The organism is Croceibacterium selenioxidans (assembly GCF_018599195.1).
Taxonomy (GTDB): Bacteria; Pseudomonadota; Alphaproteobacteria; order Sphingomonadales; family Sphingomonadaceae; genus Croceibacterium_A; species Croceibacterium_A selenioxidans.
In genome coordinates, this window is sequence record NZ_JAHFVK010000002.1 from 183,660 (window position 1) to 200,928 (window position 17,269).

Consider the following 17,269-nt stretch of genomic DNA (forward strand, 5'->3'; position numbering starts at 1 on the left):
GTGACGTCCATGACCAAACCCAGCGTATTCACAGCCGACCTGATCCTTCCCGCGATCGGCGACGCTTTCAAGAAGCTCAACCCGCGCCAGCTCGTCCGCAACCCCGTCCTGTTCACAACGGCGGTAGTGGCAACCCTCCTGACGGTCTTGCTGCTGATCGGCGGCGAACGTCTCGCGGTCGGGTTCCAGGTGCAACTGATCGTCTGGCTCTGGCTGACAGTGCTGTTCGGGACTTTCGCCGAAGCGCTAGCGGAAGGTCGAGGGAGGGCGCAGGCCGCATCCCTGCGGGCGGCCAAGTCCGAACTCAAGGCCAAGTTGCTGCTAGGCACGGACGATCTCTATGAAATGGTCGCCGCCTCGCAACTGGAGAAGGGTGAAGTGGTCCTGGTCGAGACCGGCGACCTGATACCTGCTGACGGCGAGGTCATCGAAGGCGTGGCCTCAGTCAACGAAGCCGCAATCACCGGCGAAAGCGCGCCTGTGATCCGTGAAGCCGGTGGCGACCGATCGGCCGTTACCGCCGGCACGCGGGTCATTTCCGACCGGATCAAGGTGCGCGTGACACAAGAACCCGGACAGGGCTTCCTCGACCGGATGATCGCGCTCGTCGAGGGTGCCGAACGCCAGAAAACCCCTAACGAGATCGCGCTCACCATCCTGCTGGTCGGCCTTACGATCATTTTCCTGATCGCGGTTTCGACCATTCCGGGCTTTGCGAGCTATGCCGGGGGCGGTGTGCCGGTGGCGATACTTGCAGCGCTGCTGATCACTCTCATCCCAACCACGATCGCCGCGCTTCTTTCGGCGATCGGCATCGCGGGCATGGATCGGCTGGTGCGCTTCAACGTCCTCGCCAAATCGGGCCGTGCAGTTGAGGCCGCCGGCGACATCGGAGTGCTGCTGCTCGACAAGACCGGCACGATTACCATCGGCGACCGCCAAGCCAGCGCGCTGCGCCCGCTCAGCGGCGTCGACACCGACACTCTCGCTAGCGCGGCCCTGCTCGCCAGTCTGTCCGACGAGACGCCCGAAGGCCGATCGATCGTGATGCTGGCCCGGCAGAAGTACGCGATGCCCACCCGCGAACTTCCCTCCGATGCCAAAGTGATCCCGTTCACAGCCCAAACGCGCGTTTCGGGCGTCGAGGTCGCCGGCGTTGTCATCCGCAAGGGAGCCGTCGATTCCATCCTCAAGGCCGAGCCGGAGCTTGCCGACACCCCAGCCGCGGCCGAATTGCGCGAGATCACCGACGAGATTGCCCGTTCCGGCGCGACGCCGCTCGCGGTGAGCCGCGATGGCAAGCTGCTGGGTGCCATCGCGCTCAAGGACGTGGTCAAGGCCGGCGTGCGCGAGCGTTTCGCCGAACTCCGCCGCATGGGCATTCGCACGGTGATGATCACTGGCGACAATCCGCTGACCGCGGCCGCGATTGCGGCTGAAGCCGGCGTGGACGACTTCCTCGCCGAAGCGACGCCCGAGGACAAGCTGGAGCTGATCCGCAAGGAGCAGGCGGGCGGGCGTCTGGTGGCGATGTGCGGTGACGGGACCAATGATGCGCCCGCGCTCGCGCAGTCGGATGTCGGCGTGGCGATGAATACCGGCACCCAGGCCGCGCGCGAGGCCGGCAATATGGTCGACCTCGACAGCGATCCGACCAAGCTTATCGAGATCGTCGGGCTCGGCAAGCAACTGCTGATGACACGCGGGGCGCTGACCACGTTTTCGGTCGCCAACGACGTCGCCAAGTATTTCGCGATCATCCCGGCGATGTTCATCGCGCTTTATCCCGGCCTCGGAGTGCTCAACGTGATGGGTCTCGCCAGCCCGGAGAGCGCGATCCTTTCCGCAATCATCTTCAATGCCCTGATCATTCCGGCACTCGTGCCACTGGCGCTGAAGGGGGTGACCTACAAGCCAATGGGTGCGGGACCCCTGCTCGCACGTAACCTCGCGATCTACGGCCTCGGCGGCCTCCTGGCGCCGTTCATCGGCATCAAGCTCATCGATCTCGCCGTTTCCGGCTTCCAGCTTGCCTGAGGACAGACCCAATGCTTACTGACATCAAGACCGCCCTGCGTCCTGCCTTGGTACTGACGCTCCTGTTCGCCGCGTTGCTGGGTCTTTTCTACCCGGCTGTGATCACCGGGCTCGCGCAAACGTTCTTTCCGCACCAGGCAAACGGCAGCCTCATCCGCGAGAACGATCGTGTGATCGGCTCCGAGCTGCTCGGTCAAGCCTTCGCCACTGACCGCTACTTCCATGGCCGCCCGTCAGCCGCGGGGAGCAACGGCTATGATGCGACAGCCTCTGCGGGCTCCAATCTGGGGCCGACTAGCCAAGCGCTGGTCGACAGGGTGAAAGGCGATCTCGCCGCTCTTCCTCAATCGCCAGACTCTGATGTCCCACCTGATCTGGTGACCACCTCGGCTTCGGGGCTTGACCCCCACATCAGCCCCGAAGCCGCCCTTTACCAGGTTACCAGGGTGGCCGAGGCGCGAGGCATCGCGGCCGATGACTTGCGCAACCTGGTCCGGCAGCATGTCCAGGGACCGGCGCTAGGCTTCCTCGGCGAACCGCGGGTAAATGTCCTCGCCCTCAACCGTGATCTCGACCGATTGAACGCGCGCCCCTAAATTGAAAGCGATGGCACCGCCGACCCGGATCTTGATCGTCGAGGACGACGGACACGTTCGCCGACTGCTCCGCGCCGCTATCCAGCGCGCGGGGCACGAGGTTACCGAGGCGGGGACGGCGCGAGAGGGGTTGTCGCTAATCGACATCGTCAAACCCCACACAGTGCTCCTCGACCTTGGCCTGCCCGATCGTGACGGCCTGGAGATGATCCCGCTTATCAAGTCCCGTTCGGATGCGACGCTCATGGTTGTATCGGCTCGCGAGGACGTCGCGGAGAAGGTGGCAGCCTTAGATCTCGGGGCGGACGATTACCTGACCAAGCCCTTCGACACGGAAGAGCTGCTTGCCCGGATCCGCACCGCTCTTCGCCACCGGCTGGCCAGTCATGCCGAGCGCGAGGTTATCAAGGCCGGTGATATAGTGATCGATCTGGGCCATCGACGAGTTACGCGCTCTGGCAAGGACGTGCACTTGTCGCGCAAGGAATACGATGTCCTCGCCGAACTGGCGAAACACCCTGATCGCGTAATCAGCCACGCCCAATTGCTGCGATCTGTCTGGGGCCCGGCGCATGAAACTCGCGTTGACTACCTGCGCATCGTGGTGCGGAACTTGCGGCAGAAGCTGGAAGAAGACTCCTCGCGGCCACGAGTCATCGTCAACGAGCTAGGCGTGGGATACCGGATCAATAGCGGGGAGAAGGTCCTGGACTGACCTCAAATGCGTCAGTGAGGAACCAACACTTGGATCGCCCAAAACTTGGACCAATGGAGAACCCCACCATGCGGATCGACAGCTTAGGACGCGACTAGATCTTCGCTAAGTGTCCAGAGCCGATCTGCGAGACCGGGATCCATGGCCCAGGGCCTCACTCCCTTCGCGATAGAAGAGTCGGCTGGAGAGGGCCATGCAATGTCGCAATCCTCACAGTAGACGCCGCCCATGCCCTCCAACTGGGGGCTGATCGCGCACCATGTTTGAGTGGCTGCGCCCTGCGGCACGCTTTTCCTGTCTTTGGCCGGATCGACCACGGCTCCGCCCTGTTCATCCGTGATGCCATTTTCGAGGAGCACTCCCCGCGGGATGTTGCGCATCAACTCGGTGAAGATTGCGCCCGGGTGAAGCGAGAACGCGCGAACGCCTCGATCCTGATAACGCATGTCCAGACCCAAGGCGAAAAGCGCATTGGCGGTCTTTGATTGTCCATAGGCGATACCGGGATCATAGGCGCGAGCCTGAAAGGCTGGATCGTCGAAGTCGACACCGGCACGAAAATGGCCGCGCGATGAGACCGAAACCACGCGAGCCCCGTTCGCTCGCTCAAGCGCGGGTATGAGCCGCTGGGTCAGGCGGAAATGACCCAGGTGATTGACGGCAAATTGCCCCTCGTTGCCGCGGTCATCGCGGAAGAGTGGTGGCATCATGATGCCCGCGCTGTTGATCAAGAAGTGCAACGGCCTTCCCGTGGCCAGGAATTGGTCGGCAAAGGCATCGACCGTCGAACGATCGAGCAAATCCATCGGTAGCAGGGTTAAGCGCGGAATGCCCGCAGCCTGCGCCCTCGCCTTGTCTATCGAACGTGCCGGGACGAAGACTTCGGCGCCTGCCCCGGCCAACTGTCGAGCGGTTTCGAGGCCAAGTCCAGAATAGCCACCCGTCACGATCGCGACTTTGCCCGAGAGATCCACGCCAGCGATTACCTCTGCGGCGGTGGTGAAGGCATCGAAGCCCGATCCGATGGGACGTTGAACTGTTTGCATTCGATCCATCTCAGTCTGCGGGCTGCAAGGCCGAACATCCTTCGCCTCTCCATCTCCGGGCCGCGTGGAAATCACTGGGCGACGCGCCTCAAATCAACTGACTGGCGGGCCCTTTTTCTTCGATGACCCGTCAAAGATCGTCATCCCCCCGTCTACTCTCAGGTTGATGCCAGTCACGAAATGGCTCGCGTCGGAGGCCAGAAACAGCGCCGCCTGCGCCAGCTCGTCGGGGTCACCCAACCGCCCCAGCGGAATGGCAGAGGCCATGGCTCGCTCGAACGTTTCGCGCTGTTCTTCCGGTACGCCCAGCTTGGCGAGGATCGACGTGTTCGTCGGTCCCGGGCTCAGCACATTGACCCGAATGCGGCGCTCGCTGAGTTCGATCGCCCAGCTCCGAGCGAAAGCGCCAATGGCCGCCTTTGTGGCAGCGTAGACGGCATGACCGTCGAGCACCTTCTCGCTCGCAATCGAGCCGGTCAGAACGATGGCGCCACCATCGCGCATCACGGTCACCATCTTTTGCACACCGAAAAAGGTGCCGCGCGCGTTGGTGGCAAACTGCGCGTCATAGTCGGCTTCGGAAACAAGGGCCGAATGGCGGATCGTGTTGATGCCCGCGTTGGCCACGTAGATATCCAGCCCACCGAACCGCGTGGCGATTTCGTCGGCTGCCTGCGCGTGGTGCATCGGGTCGGCTACATCGCCTTCTATGGCGAGGGTACCCGGGCCGATCTCACGAACCGCTTCCTGTAACTGGGCCTGGCGCCGGCCCGAGATGATCACTTGCGCCCCTTCCCTTGCGAAGCGCTTGGCAATGGCCAGCCCAATCCCGCTGGCCGCTCCTGTGATCATCGCCGTTTTCCCGGCCAGCATTTCCATGAGATCGTTCCTTTCAGACTGATCCTCCGGAGAATAGGGCCGCGCCTGGCGGACTAAATTGTTCTTAGGTCTAGCTTTTCGATCCCGAAGGACACCCTCAGATACACCTTGGGCTCGTGCCTCTCCGCTTCACGCGCATCAAGGCGCCTGCAATGAAGGCAGTCAACCGGGTACAAATGGCCTGCTCCTGCGGAGTGGTTGGGAGGCTATCGCCAAATCGTTACTTCAAAGGAGAAATTGTTGGTTGTCGGCTCTCGTGGTTTTTGGTCAAGGATGGCGGACCACTCGTAGGGGGGACGGGTATGTTCCGGAAAATGGTAGGCGGCGCCCTGGTGCTATCAGCGCTCATGCTGCCTCTTAGTGCGACGGCCCAGGGATACGCCTTTCCGATCGACATCCGTCCTCAGCCGCTCACGTCGGCCTTGCGCGACCTGGCTCGCCAAACCGGCAGCGAGCTGTTGTACGACCAGGCTGTTCTGCGCGGCAAGCGCTCTCCCCGCATCCGCAGCAACCTCACGGTCGAGGCCTCGCTAAGGCAGATTCTCGCTGGAACCGACCTGACCACGCGGCGGGCTTCATCAGGCGCCTGGGTCATCGAGCGGCGGCGCCCGGCAGAGTCGCCATCGAAGATCCCTGCATTCATCCCACCGCCGGTCGATCTGCCGGCGCCCGAGATTCTCGTTACCGCACGCCGTAGCCAAAACGTCGACATCCAACGGCGCGAAAATGACATCCAGCCCTATCAGGTGACGACCGGGGAGGAGATCGTCCGGTCCCACCGGGACAATCTCGACCAGTATTTCCGCAGCCGTATCACCGGGAACACCCAGGCCCTTCCGCCAAACCTGTTCGACCGCGGCGCGACCAACTCGCAGATCGACTTGCGCGGTATGGGTACCGCAGGAACGATGGTCCTCATCGACGGGCGGCGGATGCCAGGCGTTCCGGACATCAATTTGGGGACTGCGCAGCCCGACATCAACGCGATACCGTTGCACGCCGTAGAGCGGATCGAGACGTTGACCGGCACGGCTGGCGGTATCCACGGGTTCGGCGCCTTGGGCGGCGTGGTCAACGTCGTTCTGAAGCGCGATTATCGTGGTGCCGAGCTGCATGCGACGGGTGGGATCAGCGCGCGCGGCGATGCAGAGCGGCTGGGTCTCGAGGGACGGTTCGGCTTCACACCCGACGACGGACGCACCGACGTCATGCTTGGATTTGGCTGGTCATCCGAGGAACCCCTGTTGATTGGCCAGCGGGACTACACGGTGAAGAACCGGCGTCGGAACTTCCAACTCTCACCGGACAGCATGTTCCTACTTCCCGCCAACGCGAATGGAGCTCTCGCGATTGGGCCCTTGGGCTTTGGGCCGCTCGTGCTGAAACCCGAATACGGCGGGGGAGAGCTGAGCGGTGGCTATGCCTTCTTACCGGTCGGTTTCGGCGGAAATCCTTCAGACCTTTTTGCAGCCCTGAGCCCGAATGGCGGGCTGCCGGATTTCGGCATCACCGAAGCCGAAGCCCAGAGCCAGATGGGCTCGAACGCCAATACACTTTCCGGCATCGCCAGCCTGCGACACGATTTCGGCGGCGGCGTGGAAGGCTATTTCGACGCGCTCTACTTGCGCAACCGCGGGACCAACTTTTTCCATACGTCCTTTGGCTCGCTCACGATGTCACCGGACGCGCCGCAGAACCCCTTTACCGACTTCGTTACCGTATACTTCCCCGCATCACCGGAAGACGGATACGCGCGCACCACATTCGAGGGCGCCCGCTTAACGGCGGGGGCCATCGTACCGCTGCCGCTCGGTTGGAGCGGAACCGCCGAAGCGACTTTCGGCTATTCGCAGTATGATCGCGCCGGAGGTACCGAGCATTCCTACGACGGTCCGCTCTTTCTGTTCGGCTTTCCCGGCGACGATCCAGAACTCACGCCTTTCGGCAATTGGGACGATTTCCTGCAGGCGACCCAAAAGTATCAAACCGACGGATCCTCGGCGGACCGAGGGCGCAATCGCTACCAGGAACAGTCGCTTCGCCTCGCGGGCCCTTTGTTCGACTTGGGAAGCGGCGCGACCACGCTCACGGTTCTGGCGCAACGCCGCCGTGAGCGGGTGCCACGCTATGTGCGATCCCTGACGGACAAGCTTCCGGAAAGGAGCGGCACGCAGGCTCTGGCTCGCTCGGTTGCCGAGGAATCGCTCTATGGCGAACTGCGGGCGCCGATATTTGGAAGTGGAGCGCCGGTGCCGCTGCTCGACAATCTGGAGCTGCAACTCGCCCTGCGTCACGACCGCCAGAAATTCGTGTTCGCGTCGGATGCCTATGAACCCGAAACGTCTACCTTTGCGGACAGGCGCTTCTCCGGCACGTCAGTCACGGCCGGAGCGAAAGTTTCGCCCCTCCCCTGGCTGATGTTGCGCGCGAGTTATGCCACCGGTGCGCAACCGCCCTCCCCGAACCTGCTCGTCCCGTTGGAAATAGAAGCCGACCGGATGTTCCTGCTGGATCCCAAGCGCGGCAACGCCTTCTTCACCGACGAGGGGACCTATATCGAGGGGATGAGCGGAAATCCCGATCTTGAGGAAATCGAGGCCAGCACGCTGTCGCTGGGAGCCGTGCTCAACCCCTTCGGCGACAACGCTCCGCGCTTCTCGCTGGACTACTCGCGCATCAACAGGACTGGCGATCCCTTCATGCCCGCGTCGGTCCTCGATCACGAGGATGACTGGCCCGAGCGTGTGATCCGCGAGCCGCTGACAGACGAGGACCGGGCCTTGGGCTATACTGGAGGCAAGATCCTGCTGCTCGACTCGAGCGTGACCAATGCCGGGCGGGTGAAAGTTGAAACGGTCGACGGTGTTCTCGAGTGGAGCGTACCGTTTCTCGGCGGTACGCTACACCCCTACGCCGTGGCGACCTGGCAAATCAGCAACGAACTGGTCGAACCCTTCGCAGACCCCGTCGAACGAGTGGGATATTTGGGCGAGCCGCTGGGGTGGAGAGCAAACGGCGGCTTCGACTTCACCTCGGGCCCCCTCTCCTTGGGCGCCAATCTGCAATATTTCAGCCGTTACCGAGTCTCCGCTTCCAACCTAGGTGTCGACGAAAGGGCGGTCGAACTTCAGGGTTCGCAATGGGTCGGCTCGCAGGCCTATCTGGATATATATGTCGGCCGACGGTTTCGAACCCAAACCTTTGACGCGAGCCTCGATTTCGGGATCATCAACGCGCTCGACCAGGCACCGCCGCGCGAGGCCACTCTAGCATCGGGGCCTGCCTTCTACAGCATGTACGGCGATCCGCGCGGGCGCCGCTTTCAACTGGTTCTCAGCGCCGAATTCTGAACTCGCCGTCACGGCATCGGCCATGCGCACCAGATCGGCGAGCGTTCGGGCTCCCATCTTGCGCATCGCCGAGCTCCGATGAACTTTCACGGTCACTTCGCTCAGACCGAGATCGCCGGCAACTTGCTTATTAAGGCGCCCCTGAGCGACGAGCAGCATGACCTGTCGCTCGCGCGGAGAAAGCCGCGCATAGCGCGCTTGCCACTCCCGCCGTGGCGCTTCGACCTGGCGTTGCGCGTAATCGATTCGAAGAGCTCGTCCCACAGCTTCAAGCACGTCGTGATCGCGTAGCGGATGTTCGAGGAAGTCGATCGCGCCGGCCTTCATGGCCAGGACGGCCATCCGTACGTCGGCGCGGTCGGCGACAACGATCATCGGGAGCGTGCACCTTCCTCGAAGGAGTTGCGAGAGGAAGTCCATGACCCCTGTTAAAGCCGATCGCGCGCGGACCATGACGCATCCGCTGTCCAGTGATGGGTCACCGGCGAAGGCATCGAGGTGGGCATGCATCCGGGTCTTGAGCCCTACCGAGCGGAACAAGTCGCCGATTTGATCTTGCATCGGGGGATCGAAACCCACCGCATGGACGGTGGCGTGTTCTTCGAAAGGCTCCAACGTCGTGGCAGGCATGCCCGGTTGCGATGCGTTTCCATACCCATTCAACGCCGTGATCGAAGTCATGCTTCTCACTCCCTTCGCGCATAAGGACGCGAGGCGAGCAAAAACCCTCACTTCAATTTTCGGGTTACGCCGTTAGTCGCTCGTCACCAGTTCGAGCTGGCCTGCCTGACGCACAACTTGCAACGGGTAAACCTCGGCGACGGTGCGCGCGAAGCGTTCCGCGTCTCCTGCCTTGAACTGTCCGGAGATACGCATCGCGCCGACTTTGGGATCCCGGATGACGATGGGCTCTCGGGCATAGCGGTTAACCTCGGCCACAGCCTCTTCAAGGGACCGATCGTCGAAGTTCAGCAAGCCGTTGCGCCACGCGGCGGGCTCAAGATCGTCACCGGCAAGCTTGCGCACAACTGACGAGCCGTTGGTCTCTAGGTACTGTTCACCTGGCGAAAGTGTGGCGAGGGCCTTGCCCGATTTTGGCTCGATCGCCACTCGGCCTTCGAAGAGCGTGACCGTCAGACCAGCCGGCAGGAGATCGACCTCGAATTGGGTGCCTAAGGCGACGACCCGCCGCGCCCCGGCACTGACCACAAACGGCCTCGACCGATCTTTTTCGACAGCGAACAGCGCCCGCCCGCGTCTCAATTCCAGGGAGCGTTCCTGGTCACTGAAGCTCGCGAGGGCCTCGCTCTGAGCGTCCAGGGTCATCAAACTGCCGTCCGGCAGCCTAATGTCCCGGACTTCGCGCTCGGTATCATAGCGAACGACTTCCGCCTGGGGTGTCGTCATGCGCCCAAAGAGCAATACCACGCCCAACACGACGGCCATCAGCACGGCGGCCGCCATGGCCATCTGAGGAGTTGGCCGCCGGGACGGCGCCTTCGCGGAAAGCGCATGGGTACGCATGGCAGCGACGACTTCGTTGTCCTCAGCCCCCGCGAATGCCTCCCATGCGCGTTCCGCACGCCGATAGGCTTCACCATGGGCCTGATCCGCGGCAAGCCAATCCGCGAGTATCGTCTCTTCGTGCGCCGCGAGCCCCTCGTCACGTTGGGCAAGGAACCACGCGGCCGCCTCATCGGGCGCCATGGCGCTGAGTCTCTCGAGGGTCAGCGCCTCACGGAGCATGGCGTCTCTCCATTTCGTCGCTGAGGTGTCGGATCGCCTTCACCATATGCTTTTCCGCAGCGCTGACCGAAATGCCAAGGTGCTTGGCCACGTCGGCGAACCGCCAGCCTTCGAGCCGCCGGAGGATGAACACCGTCCGCGTACGCTCGGGCAACGACAACAGCGCGCTGGTAGCGGCATCAAGTTCTTCCTTTCCCGTAAGGACGCGCTCCGGGTCAAATTCCATATCGCCATGCAGATCGGCGTCGAATTCGACATGCCGGCCAACGTGACGCGAGGATCGTTGGCGCGCGTTGTCCGTGAGGACGTTGGCCGCGACTTTCATGACGTAGCCGTTCAGACTTCCGATGGGCTCGATGCTGTCGCGCGAAACGATCCGCCTGAACACCTCTTGGACGAGATCGTCGACGTCGCTCTCGGCTCCAATCCGTCGGCGAAAATACCCTTTCAGCCAGTGGCGCACGGGCTTCGCCTCGCGGGCGAGCAATTCAATTGATGACTGGGCCTGGCCGCTCTCCATCGCGGGGCCCTTCTTCCATATCCCGCCCGGGAAGGCCAAGGCAGATCTCTAGATGTAGGGAATCACTCTACCCGAACCGCCCTCAAGTTCTCCAGTCACGCGGGTGACTGCGACGCTCCAGCCGGCTACCGACTACGACTTGGATCCCAGCCACTCGGCCAGGTTAAGCACGTAAGCCCGGGTGTCGGCCCAGGCCTCAGGATGGCGTCGCAGGGCCTCCCCCGGCGCTTCAGTCACGAAGCTGGGACATCCCGAGCGAGTGTCCCAGTTGTAATCGGCAAAGTGGTGAAACGTACTCTGCGCGATGGCGCGGCCCCCGTCGGGCCCTTCTTCGAAGGCCACGGCTATATCGAACGCCCGGCCCGTAATCTTGCTGTGTCCGCTGACGATGACACGCGCGTTTGCCCCTTCAGGGACGCGAATGCCTCCTTCGTGCGGATGTGAGGGCAGGAAGTGAATGATGCCATCGGGAGAGGCCGCATTGCGCAGAACGGGATGAATGGGGAAGGTGGGTTCCACCGTCTGGAAGTCGCCATTCGCGCCCGAGTGAAAATTCGGCCATGAAATGGCGGTGGTGAAAGGGTCGTCCGGCACGCAAACGCTCGGATCCGGATTGGGATTGCGGGTATGGAAATAGTGAGCGGCACCCACGCCTCCGAGCGAGCAGACTGACGATCCGAGATCCATGTGATCCCTTGTCACCAGCAGCCCGCCACCCCGCTGGCGAAAACGCGTGATGCCTTCGCAGTCTTCCAGCCTGAGGCCGTCACCGGAATCGACGGCAAAGAGCCACAGCTGGTCAAAGTCGCTCTGGTCCAGTGCCGAGAGCACCGGATCAGGAGCGGTCAAAGGACCGCGATCACGAGCGGTCACCTCGTAAAGCCCCAATTCGTTGTCGCCGACTGCGGTGCTCAGCAATTCGGCCAAGCGTCCGAACCGGGCGATCGACCAATCGTCTTCGGTCGTCTCGATGGTAGTCTGGAGCAGGATCTTGATCGGCGCATTGCTCATCAACACCTCCCAGATTCAAGCTGATCCGGTCGTTTACGATCAGGAATCGGATTCTCGCGATCGAACGCCCGATACTAGATCGGACCGAGCGTTCGTCGCGAGCCTTTGTCGCTCAGCTGCGGAGAAAGGCAAGGAGATCGGCGTTGAACCGATCGGCATGCGTGGCAGTCAGACCGTGTGGCGCGCCCGGATAGTAGATTTCCCGCACATCCTTGAGAATCCGCGCTGACTTGTGCGCCGTATCCTGGATAGGCACGATCTGGTCATCCTCGCCGTGGGCGACGAGCGTCGGAATGTCGAACTTCTTCAAATCCTCGGTGAAGTCGGTTTCCGAGAAGGAGCTGATGCAATCGTACGCGTTCTTGAGGCCCGCCTGCATGCTCAGCAGCCAGAACTCGTCGAGCAGGCTTTGCGGGACCTGGGCGCCCGGCCGGTTCGCGCCGTAGAACGGCAGGGCAAAGTTGCGATAGAACTGCGACCGATCACGCACGATGTCACGACGCAGGCCGTCGAACACCTCGATCGGAATTCCTTCCGGATTGGCGTCGGTCTTAAGCATGATCGGCGGAACGGCTCCGAGCAGAACCGCCTTGATGACACGATCGGTACCATGGCGGCCGATGTATCGGGCGACCTCGCCACCGCCCGTCGAATGACCGACCATGGTGATGTCACGCAAGTCGAGCGTCTCGATCAATTCAGCAAGATCGTCCGCATAGCCATTCATGTCGTTGCGCTCGGAGGTCTGTGCGGAACGGCCGTGACCTCGCCGGTCGTGAGCGATCACACGATAGCCGTTCTGGGCAAGGAACAGCATCTGACCATCCCAGGCGTCGGCATTGAGCGGCCAGCCGTGCGAAAAGGTCACGATCGGGCCTTTTCCCCAATCCTTGTAGTAGATCTCATGTCCGTCGCGGAGTCTGATGGTGGGCATACAAGTCACCTGTTCGTAAGCGCCGGCGATCCGCAGCGGTCCGCCTTCCGCGCCCGCCCGATCTGAGGCGGCCGGCCCCCGCGGTCGATTGAACCCGTGCCCAGTGCGGCTTGTGCGGAAGGCCGGGACGGACTGCCGAAAGGTTGGGCCCGACTATGCCAAGGGCGTAAGTTCGGCATCGTTCACCACACCTTTTTGCTGACCACACTCGGCGCGAATCTATCCCTTCGTCGCCTGAGAGTTGACGGGCGGTACAGGCCTAAACCGCACTTCGAACAATGGCGCCAACAGTCTGCGGGGGGCAGTTTTCATCTCGATTTCGACCGGCAGTAGCGTTCGCGGCCTGCCCAACGACGAGGTGAGAGATGAAGAAGATCGTGGTGATCGGCGGAACGGGCCTGATCGGCTCAAAGGTCGTGGCGCTTCTCGACGAGAGAGGTCACCAGACCATCGCGGCTGCTCCCGATACCGGAGTGAATACCATAACCGGCGAGGGTCTTTACGATGCCCTGGATGGTGCAGACGTCGTGATCGATGCCTCCAACTCGCCTTCCCTTGACGGGCGCGAGGCGAAGCGTTTCTTCCTGACTTCGGGAAGCAATCTCCTCGACACCGAGAAGGCCGTCGGTGTGCGTCATCACGTGGCCCTCTCGGTGGTCGGCACCGAACGACTGCAGGACAGCGGCTATTTCCAAGCAAAGCTGGCGCAAGAAAGCCTGATCGCCGCTTCGGCGATCCCCCACACCCTTGTCCGGGCAACCCAGTTCTTCGAGTTCCTTCGGCGTATTGCGGACGACGCGACGCGCGGAGCTGAGGTCCGATTACCCCACGCGCTCTTCCAACCCATGGCAGCACAGGATGTCGCCTTCGCCCTTGTGCAAGCGGCCCTCGATGAACCCACTGGCGGCATGATCGAGGTGGCGGGCCCTCAAAGCTACTTCATGGACGAGTTGGTAGCGCATGTGCTCGAACATGACGGAGACAAGCGCGCCGTCGTGAGCAGCGCGGACGCGCCCTACTTCAGCGTCAGGCTGAACGAGGCTTCGCTGATGCCGGGTGGGAACGCTCGGCTCGGAACCACGACCTTCGAAAAGTGGCTCTCCAGCGCGCCGCTGCCGCGCTCGGTCCCGCCTCTCGTCACCATTCCAGGTGCGCGCGCCTGACCGCGATTGGCGGTTTCGACCCCCGGTCCAATTCAACCACGAAGGAAACATACGATGACTCCCCGCATGAACATTTTCCAGGTCGCCCCGGAAGGCACCAAGGCCATGCTCGCCCTTGAAGCGAGCATCGAACAAAGCGGACTGGAGCACGGTTTGCTCGAGCTGGTGCGACTGCGCGCGTCTCAGCTCAACGGCTGCGCCTTCTGCATCCACATGCACGTCAAGGACGCAGTGAAGAACGGAGAGAGCGATATGCGCATCCACATGCTCGACGCGTGGCGCGGCTCACCGTTGTTCACCGATCGCGAGCGGGCCGCGCTCAATTGGACAGAGTCGCTCACGCGCATCTCCAAGACGCACGCACCGGACGAGGACTTCGCGATGCTGCAGAGTCAGTTCAGCGAAAAGGAGATCGCCTTCCTCACGCTGCTCATTGGCTCGATCAACGTCTGGAATCGGGTTCAGGTCGGCCTCCGCGCAGTCCACCCGATCGAAGAGCCGACGGCTGCTGCCGCCTGATCGCCGGAAGGGTCTGGGGCATGTGGCAGAGCCCGTGTCCCGCACCCGGCTCACTAGGGAGGCTCCCATGGTGCCCGTTGGCCATCCAATCGATCCCTTACCCACCCACGCCCGGCTTGCCGATATCGAAGGATCGAACAGGCAGTGGGACGACCAAACCGACATATCCGAAGCCGGTGTGGTTCACGACCTCGGCAACCTGATCCAAGTTGCGACATCTGCGATCTCTGTGATCGCACGCAATCCAGACATGCCAACCGCACAATCCGGACCGATGCTGGAAAGGGCTCGCTCCTGTCTCGACCAAGCCGGCGCTCTCGTCAGGAAGAACATCGGCCTTGTGCGGGGACGCTCGATCGCCGGTAGTGATAGCACTGATATCGCAGCATGCCTCGATGATGTCGCCACCTTGGTCGAGGCCATGGGCGAACCGGGGCTGGCCCTCAAGTTCGACATCGAACCTGGCCTACCGCGAGCGAGGTGCGAGGCGATGGGCTTGCAGAATGCTGTGCTCAATCTCGTGTTCAACGCGCGGGACGCCATGCCCGGAGGCGGACTCGTGTCGGTTTCGGCGCGGGCGGATAGCGACGGCACGAGTGTCGAACTTCGCGTCGTCGACACCGGAATCGGTATGTCACGCGCGACGATCGTCCGTGCGTTGGAGCCATTCTTTACGACCAAGAGCGACGGACTGGGCGGCGTGGGCCTGGCCATGGTGGATCGCTTCGTTCGCGACGCAGGAGGCGACATTGGCCTTGAAAGCAAACGAGGTGTCGGAACGCGCGTGACCCTGCGCTTGCCCGCGATCCCAAACGCTTCCCTCCACCGGAGTTAGCTCGATGAAACTCTATTACGCTCCAGGCGCCTGCAGTCTGGCGAGCCGCATTTCACTTCACGAGGCCGAAGTGCCCGTAGAATTCGAAAGGGTTGATCTGAAGTCGAAGGTCACCGAATTCGGGGAAGAATATTCGCAGCTCAACCCAAAGGGCTACGTGCCGATGTTGGTTCTCGAAGATGGGAAGGCCATAACCGAGAACATCGCGATCCTGCTGCTTATTGCCGACCGGCAGCCGCCCTTCGAACCGGGCAATCCGCTAGGACGAATTCGGCTGGTCGAAATGCTGTCGTACCTGGCGACCGAGCTCCATCCTGCCTTTAAGCCGCTCTGGCACGGTGCTCATGACATCGAGAAGGCTGCGGCCCGCGAAGCGGTTACCAGTAGGCTGGAGTTGGTCGCGGAACAGATTCGTGAGCTCTACCTGTTCGGTCCGCGCTTCACCGTAGCGGATGCCTATTTGTTCGTGATGTTGCGTTGGGCAAAGGCCTTCGGAGCCTGGATGCCGGTTGAACTTCTCGCCTATTTTGAGCGGGTCGCCGAAAGACCCGCCGTCCGCCAATCTCTGGCGGAAGAGGGGCTGCGCGGCGATCTCCATTCACCGTTCTTTGGGAGTCATACGAGTGCCCAGGAAACAGCAATGTAGCCCAAGGCTCGCTCCGCCCGCCGGAAAGAGCGCAACAGAGATCACCCGAACGCAAACGCGGGCAGTACGAGATCGTTAGGGTCACACGGCAATCGCAGTCCCGGGTTTTGCCCGGTTGTGTCGCCCAAGGTGTTAAGCAAGGCTCTGGCATCCTCGAAGCCGCAATCGAAGTCCTCATTCCCAGCCGTACGTCCGAGCATTAGGATGCAAGGCGAACCGTGACAGGATCTCCAACCATGCCCCCAAGTTTCGTCGGTGATAGACGCCACTTTCTCGGTCAGTCTGCTTTCGTACTGGCGGCGGTACAGGTCAGTTCTCCTGCAGTCAGCCAGACAGAAAGCGCGGGAATCTCGATGTCAGCTTCGCTAAAGCAAGTCGCTGCCGGGGTTCTCGATGTGGGATATGCCGAATTTGGTCCCTCGAAAGGACCCCCGGTGATCCTGTTGCACGGCTGGCCTTACGACATTCACAGCTTTGCCGAAGTGGCCCCGGACCTGGCTCAGCGGGGGTTTCGCGTAATCGTCCCGTTCTTGCGGGGCTATGGGACCACCTCGTTCCGCTCGACAGAGACAATGAGAAACGGGCAGCAGTCGGCGTTGGCCCTCGACGTGATCGACGTGATGGATGCGCTCTCCATTCCGCAGGCGATCATCGCCGGGTTCGACTGGGGTGCGCGAACGGCGAACATCGTCGCCGCGCTCTGGCCTGAAAGGTGCCGCGCGCATGTTTCGGTAAGCGGCTATCTGATCGGTAGCCAGGCCGCTAACCAAGCGCCGCTCGCGCCCCGCGCGGAGCTCGCGTGGTGGTATCAATTCTACTTCGCCACCGAGCGCGGTCGCCGCGGGTATGAGGCCAATCGACAGGATTTCGCTCGGTTGATCTGGCAGACCGCGTCACCGAAATGGAGCTTCGAGGACGCCACTTTCGAGCGCTCGGCCCGGGCATTCGACAATCCCGATCACGTGGCTATCGTGATCGACAATTATCGCTGGCGGCTCGGCCTGACCGCCGGCGAACCTCGCTTGGAACCCTACGAGCTGCGTTTGGCTCAAATGCCGGATATAACGGTCCCCACCGTCACGCTCGAGGGTGATGCCAACGGGGCGCCACACCCCGACCCTGCGAGCTATGCCGCCAAGTTTAGGGGACCCTATGTCCACCGCTTGATCCAAGGCGGCATAGGCCACAATTTGCCTCAAGAAGCACCCAGAGCGTTCAGTGACGCCATCTCCGAGGCTTCTGCCTTGGCGTGAAGCAACCGCCAGAATCCAC

General features: G+C 62.2%; 16 protein-coding genes. 9 read left to right on the forward strand and 7 right to left on the reverse strand.

The genetic code is table 11. The features are described 5' to 3' along the window. Positions 1-9: 9 nt before the first annotated feature. Genes kdpB through KK137_RS09745 form a run of 3 tightly spaced genes read left to right on the forward strand, consistent with a single transcriptional unit; the run spans position 10 to position 3,348 of the window. A complete protein-coding gene (kdpB, locus tag KK137_RS09735; RefSeq protein WP_214536249.1) occupies positions 10-2,037 on the forward strand; it encodes a potassium-transporting ATPase subunit KdpB in 2,028 nt (675 codons plus the stop codon). A gap of 11 nt (positions 2,038-2,048) precedes the next feature. Then, positions 2,049-2,633 (forward strand): potassium-transporting ATPase subunit KdpC, encoded by a 585-nt coding sequence (gene kdpC / locus KK137_RS09740; protein WP_214536250.1) that lies wholly within the window; start codon positions 2,049-2,051, stop codon positions 2,631-2,633. 10 nt (positions 2,634-2,643) lie between these two features. Further along, entirely contained in the window at positions 2,644-3,348 is a 705-nt protein-coding gene (locus tag KK137_RS09745) for a response regulator (protein ID WP_214536251.1), read from the forward strand. An 83-nt stretch (positions 3,349-3,431) separates the two neighbouring features. Here the strand turns inward: KK137_RS09745 and KK137_RS09750 are convergent, their stop codons facing one another. Further along, positions 3,432-4,394, reverse strand: a complete 963-nt coding sequence (locus tag KK137_RS09750) for an SDR family NAD(P)-dependent oxidoreductase (protein ID WP_214536252.1) — start codon at positions 4,392-4,394, stop codon at positions 3,432-3,434. Positions 4,395-4,487: 93 nt separating this feature from the next. Then, entirely contained in the window at positions 4,488-5,273 is a 786-nt protein-coding gene (locus KK137_RS09755; RefSeq protein WP_214536253.1) for an SDR family NAD(P)-dependent oxidoreductase, read from the reverse strand. Between the two features lie 302 nt (positions 5,274-5,575). Here KK137_RS09755 and KK137_RS09760 point away from each other — a divergent pair, with 302 nt between their 5' ends. Then, on the forward strand, positions 5,576-8,623 hold the full coding sequence (locus KK137_RS09760; RefSeq protein ID WP_214536254.1) for a TonB-dependent receptor: 3,048 nt from the start codon (positions 5,576-5,578) through the stop codon (positions 8,621-8,623). Here the strand turns inward: KK137_RS09760 and KK137_RS09765 are convergent. The 5 genes from KK137_RS09765 to KK137_RS09785 all read right to left on the reverse strand — a co-directional run bounded on the left by KK137_RS09765 (position 8,540) and on the right by KK137_RS09785 (position 12,834). Further along, entirely contained in the window at positions 8,540-9,304 is a 765-nt protein-coding gene (locus tag KK137_RS09765) for a response regulator transcription factor (protein WP_214536255.1), read from the reverse strand. The genes KK137_RS09760 and KK137_RS09765 overlap by 84 nt on opposite strands. Before the next feature lie 72 nt (positions 9,305-9,376). Then, a complete protein-coding gene (locus KK137_RS09770) occupies positions 9,377-10,369 on the reverse strand; it encodes a FecR family protein (protein ID WP_214536256.1) in 993 nt (330 codons plus the stop codon). After that, positions 10,359-10,889, reverse strand: coding sequence for an RNA polymerase sigma factor (locus KK137_RS09775; protein ID WP_214536257.1), 531 nt, complete (start codon positions 10,887-10,889; stop codon positions 10,359-10,361). The genes KK137_RS09770 and KK137_RS09775 overlap by 11 nt, the downstream gene beginning before the upstream one ends. 132 nt (positions 10,890-11,021) lie before the next feature. After that, entirely contained in the window at positions 11,022-11,900 is an 879-nt protein-coding gene (locus KK137_RS09780) for a hypothetical protein (protein WP_214536258.1), read from the reverse strand. A gap of 112 nt (positions 11,901-12,012) precedes the next feature. Next, entirely contained in the window at positions 12,013-12,834 is an 822-nt protein-coding gene (locus KK137_RS09785; RefSeq protein WP_214536259.1) for an alpha/beta fold hydrolase, read from the reverse strand. 365 nt (positions 12,835-13,199) lie between these two features. On the opposite strand from KK137_RS09785, the gene KK137_RS09790 reads away from it, so the two are divergent. From KK137_RS09790 to KK137_RS09810, 5 genes are all read left to right on the forward strand, one after another. Next, positions 13,200-13,997, forward strand: coding sequence for an SDR family oxidoreductase (locus KK137_RS09790; protein WP_214536260.1), 798 nt, complete (start codon positions 13,200-13,202; stop codon positions 13,995-13,997). 54 nt (positions 13,998-14,051) lie between these two features. Then, entirely contained in the window at positions 14,052-14,516 is a 465-nt protein-coding gene (locus tag KK137_RS09795; RefSeq protein WP_214536261.1) for a carboxymuconolactone decarboxylase family protein, read from the forward strand. Positions 14,517-14,583: 67 nt separating this feature from the next. Next, on the forward strand, positions 14,584-15,351 hold the full coding sequence (locus KK137_RS09800; protein WP_214536262.1) for a sensor histidine kinase: 768 nt from the start codon (positions 14,584-14,586) through the stop codon (positions 15,349-15,351). 4 nt (positions 15,352-15,355) lie between these two features. Next, positions 15,356-15,997, forward strand: coding sequence for a glutathione S-transferase N-terminal domain-containing protein (locus tag KK137_RS09805; protein WP_214536263.1), 642 nt, complete (start codon positions 15,356-15,358; stop codon positions 15,995-15,997). 353 nt (positions 15,998-16,350) lie between these two features. Beyond that, a complete protein-coding gene (locus KK137_RS09810; RefSeq protein WP_250893810.1) occupies positions 16,351-17,250 on the forward strand; it encodes an alpha/beta fold hydrolase in 900 nt (299 codons plus the stop codon). The last annotated feature ends 19 nt before the right edge of the window (positions 17,251-17,269 follow it).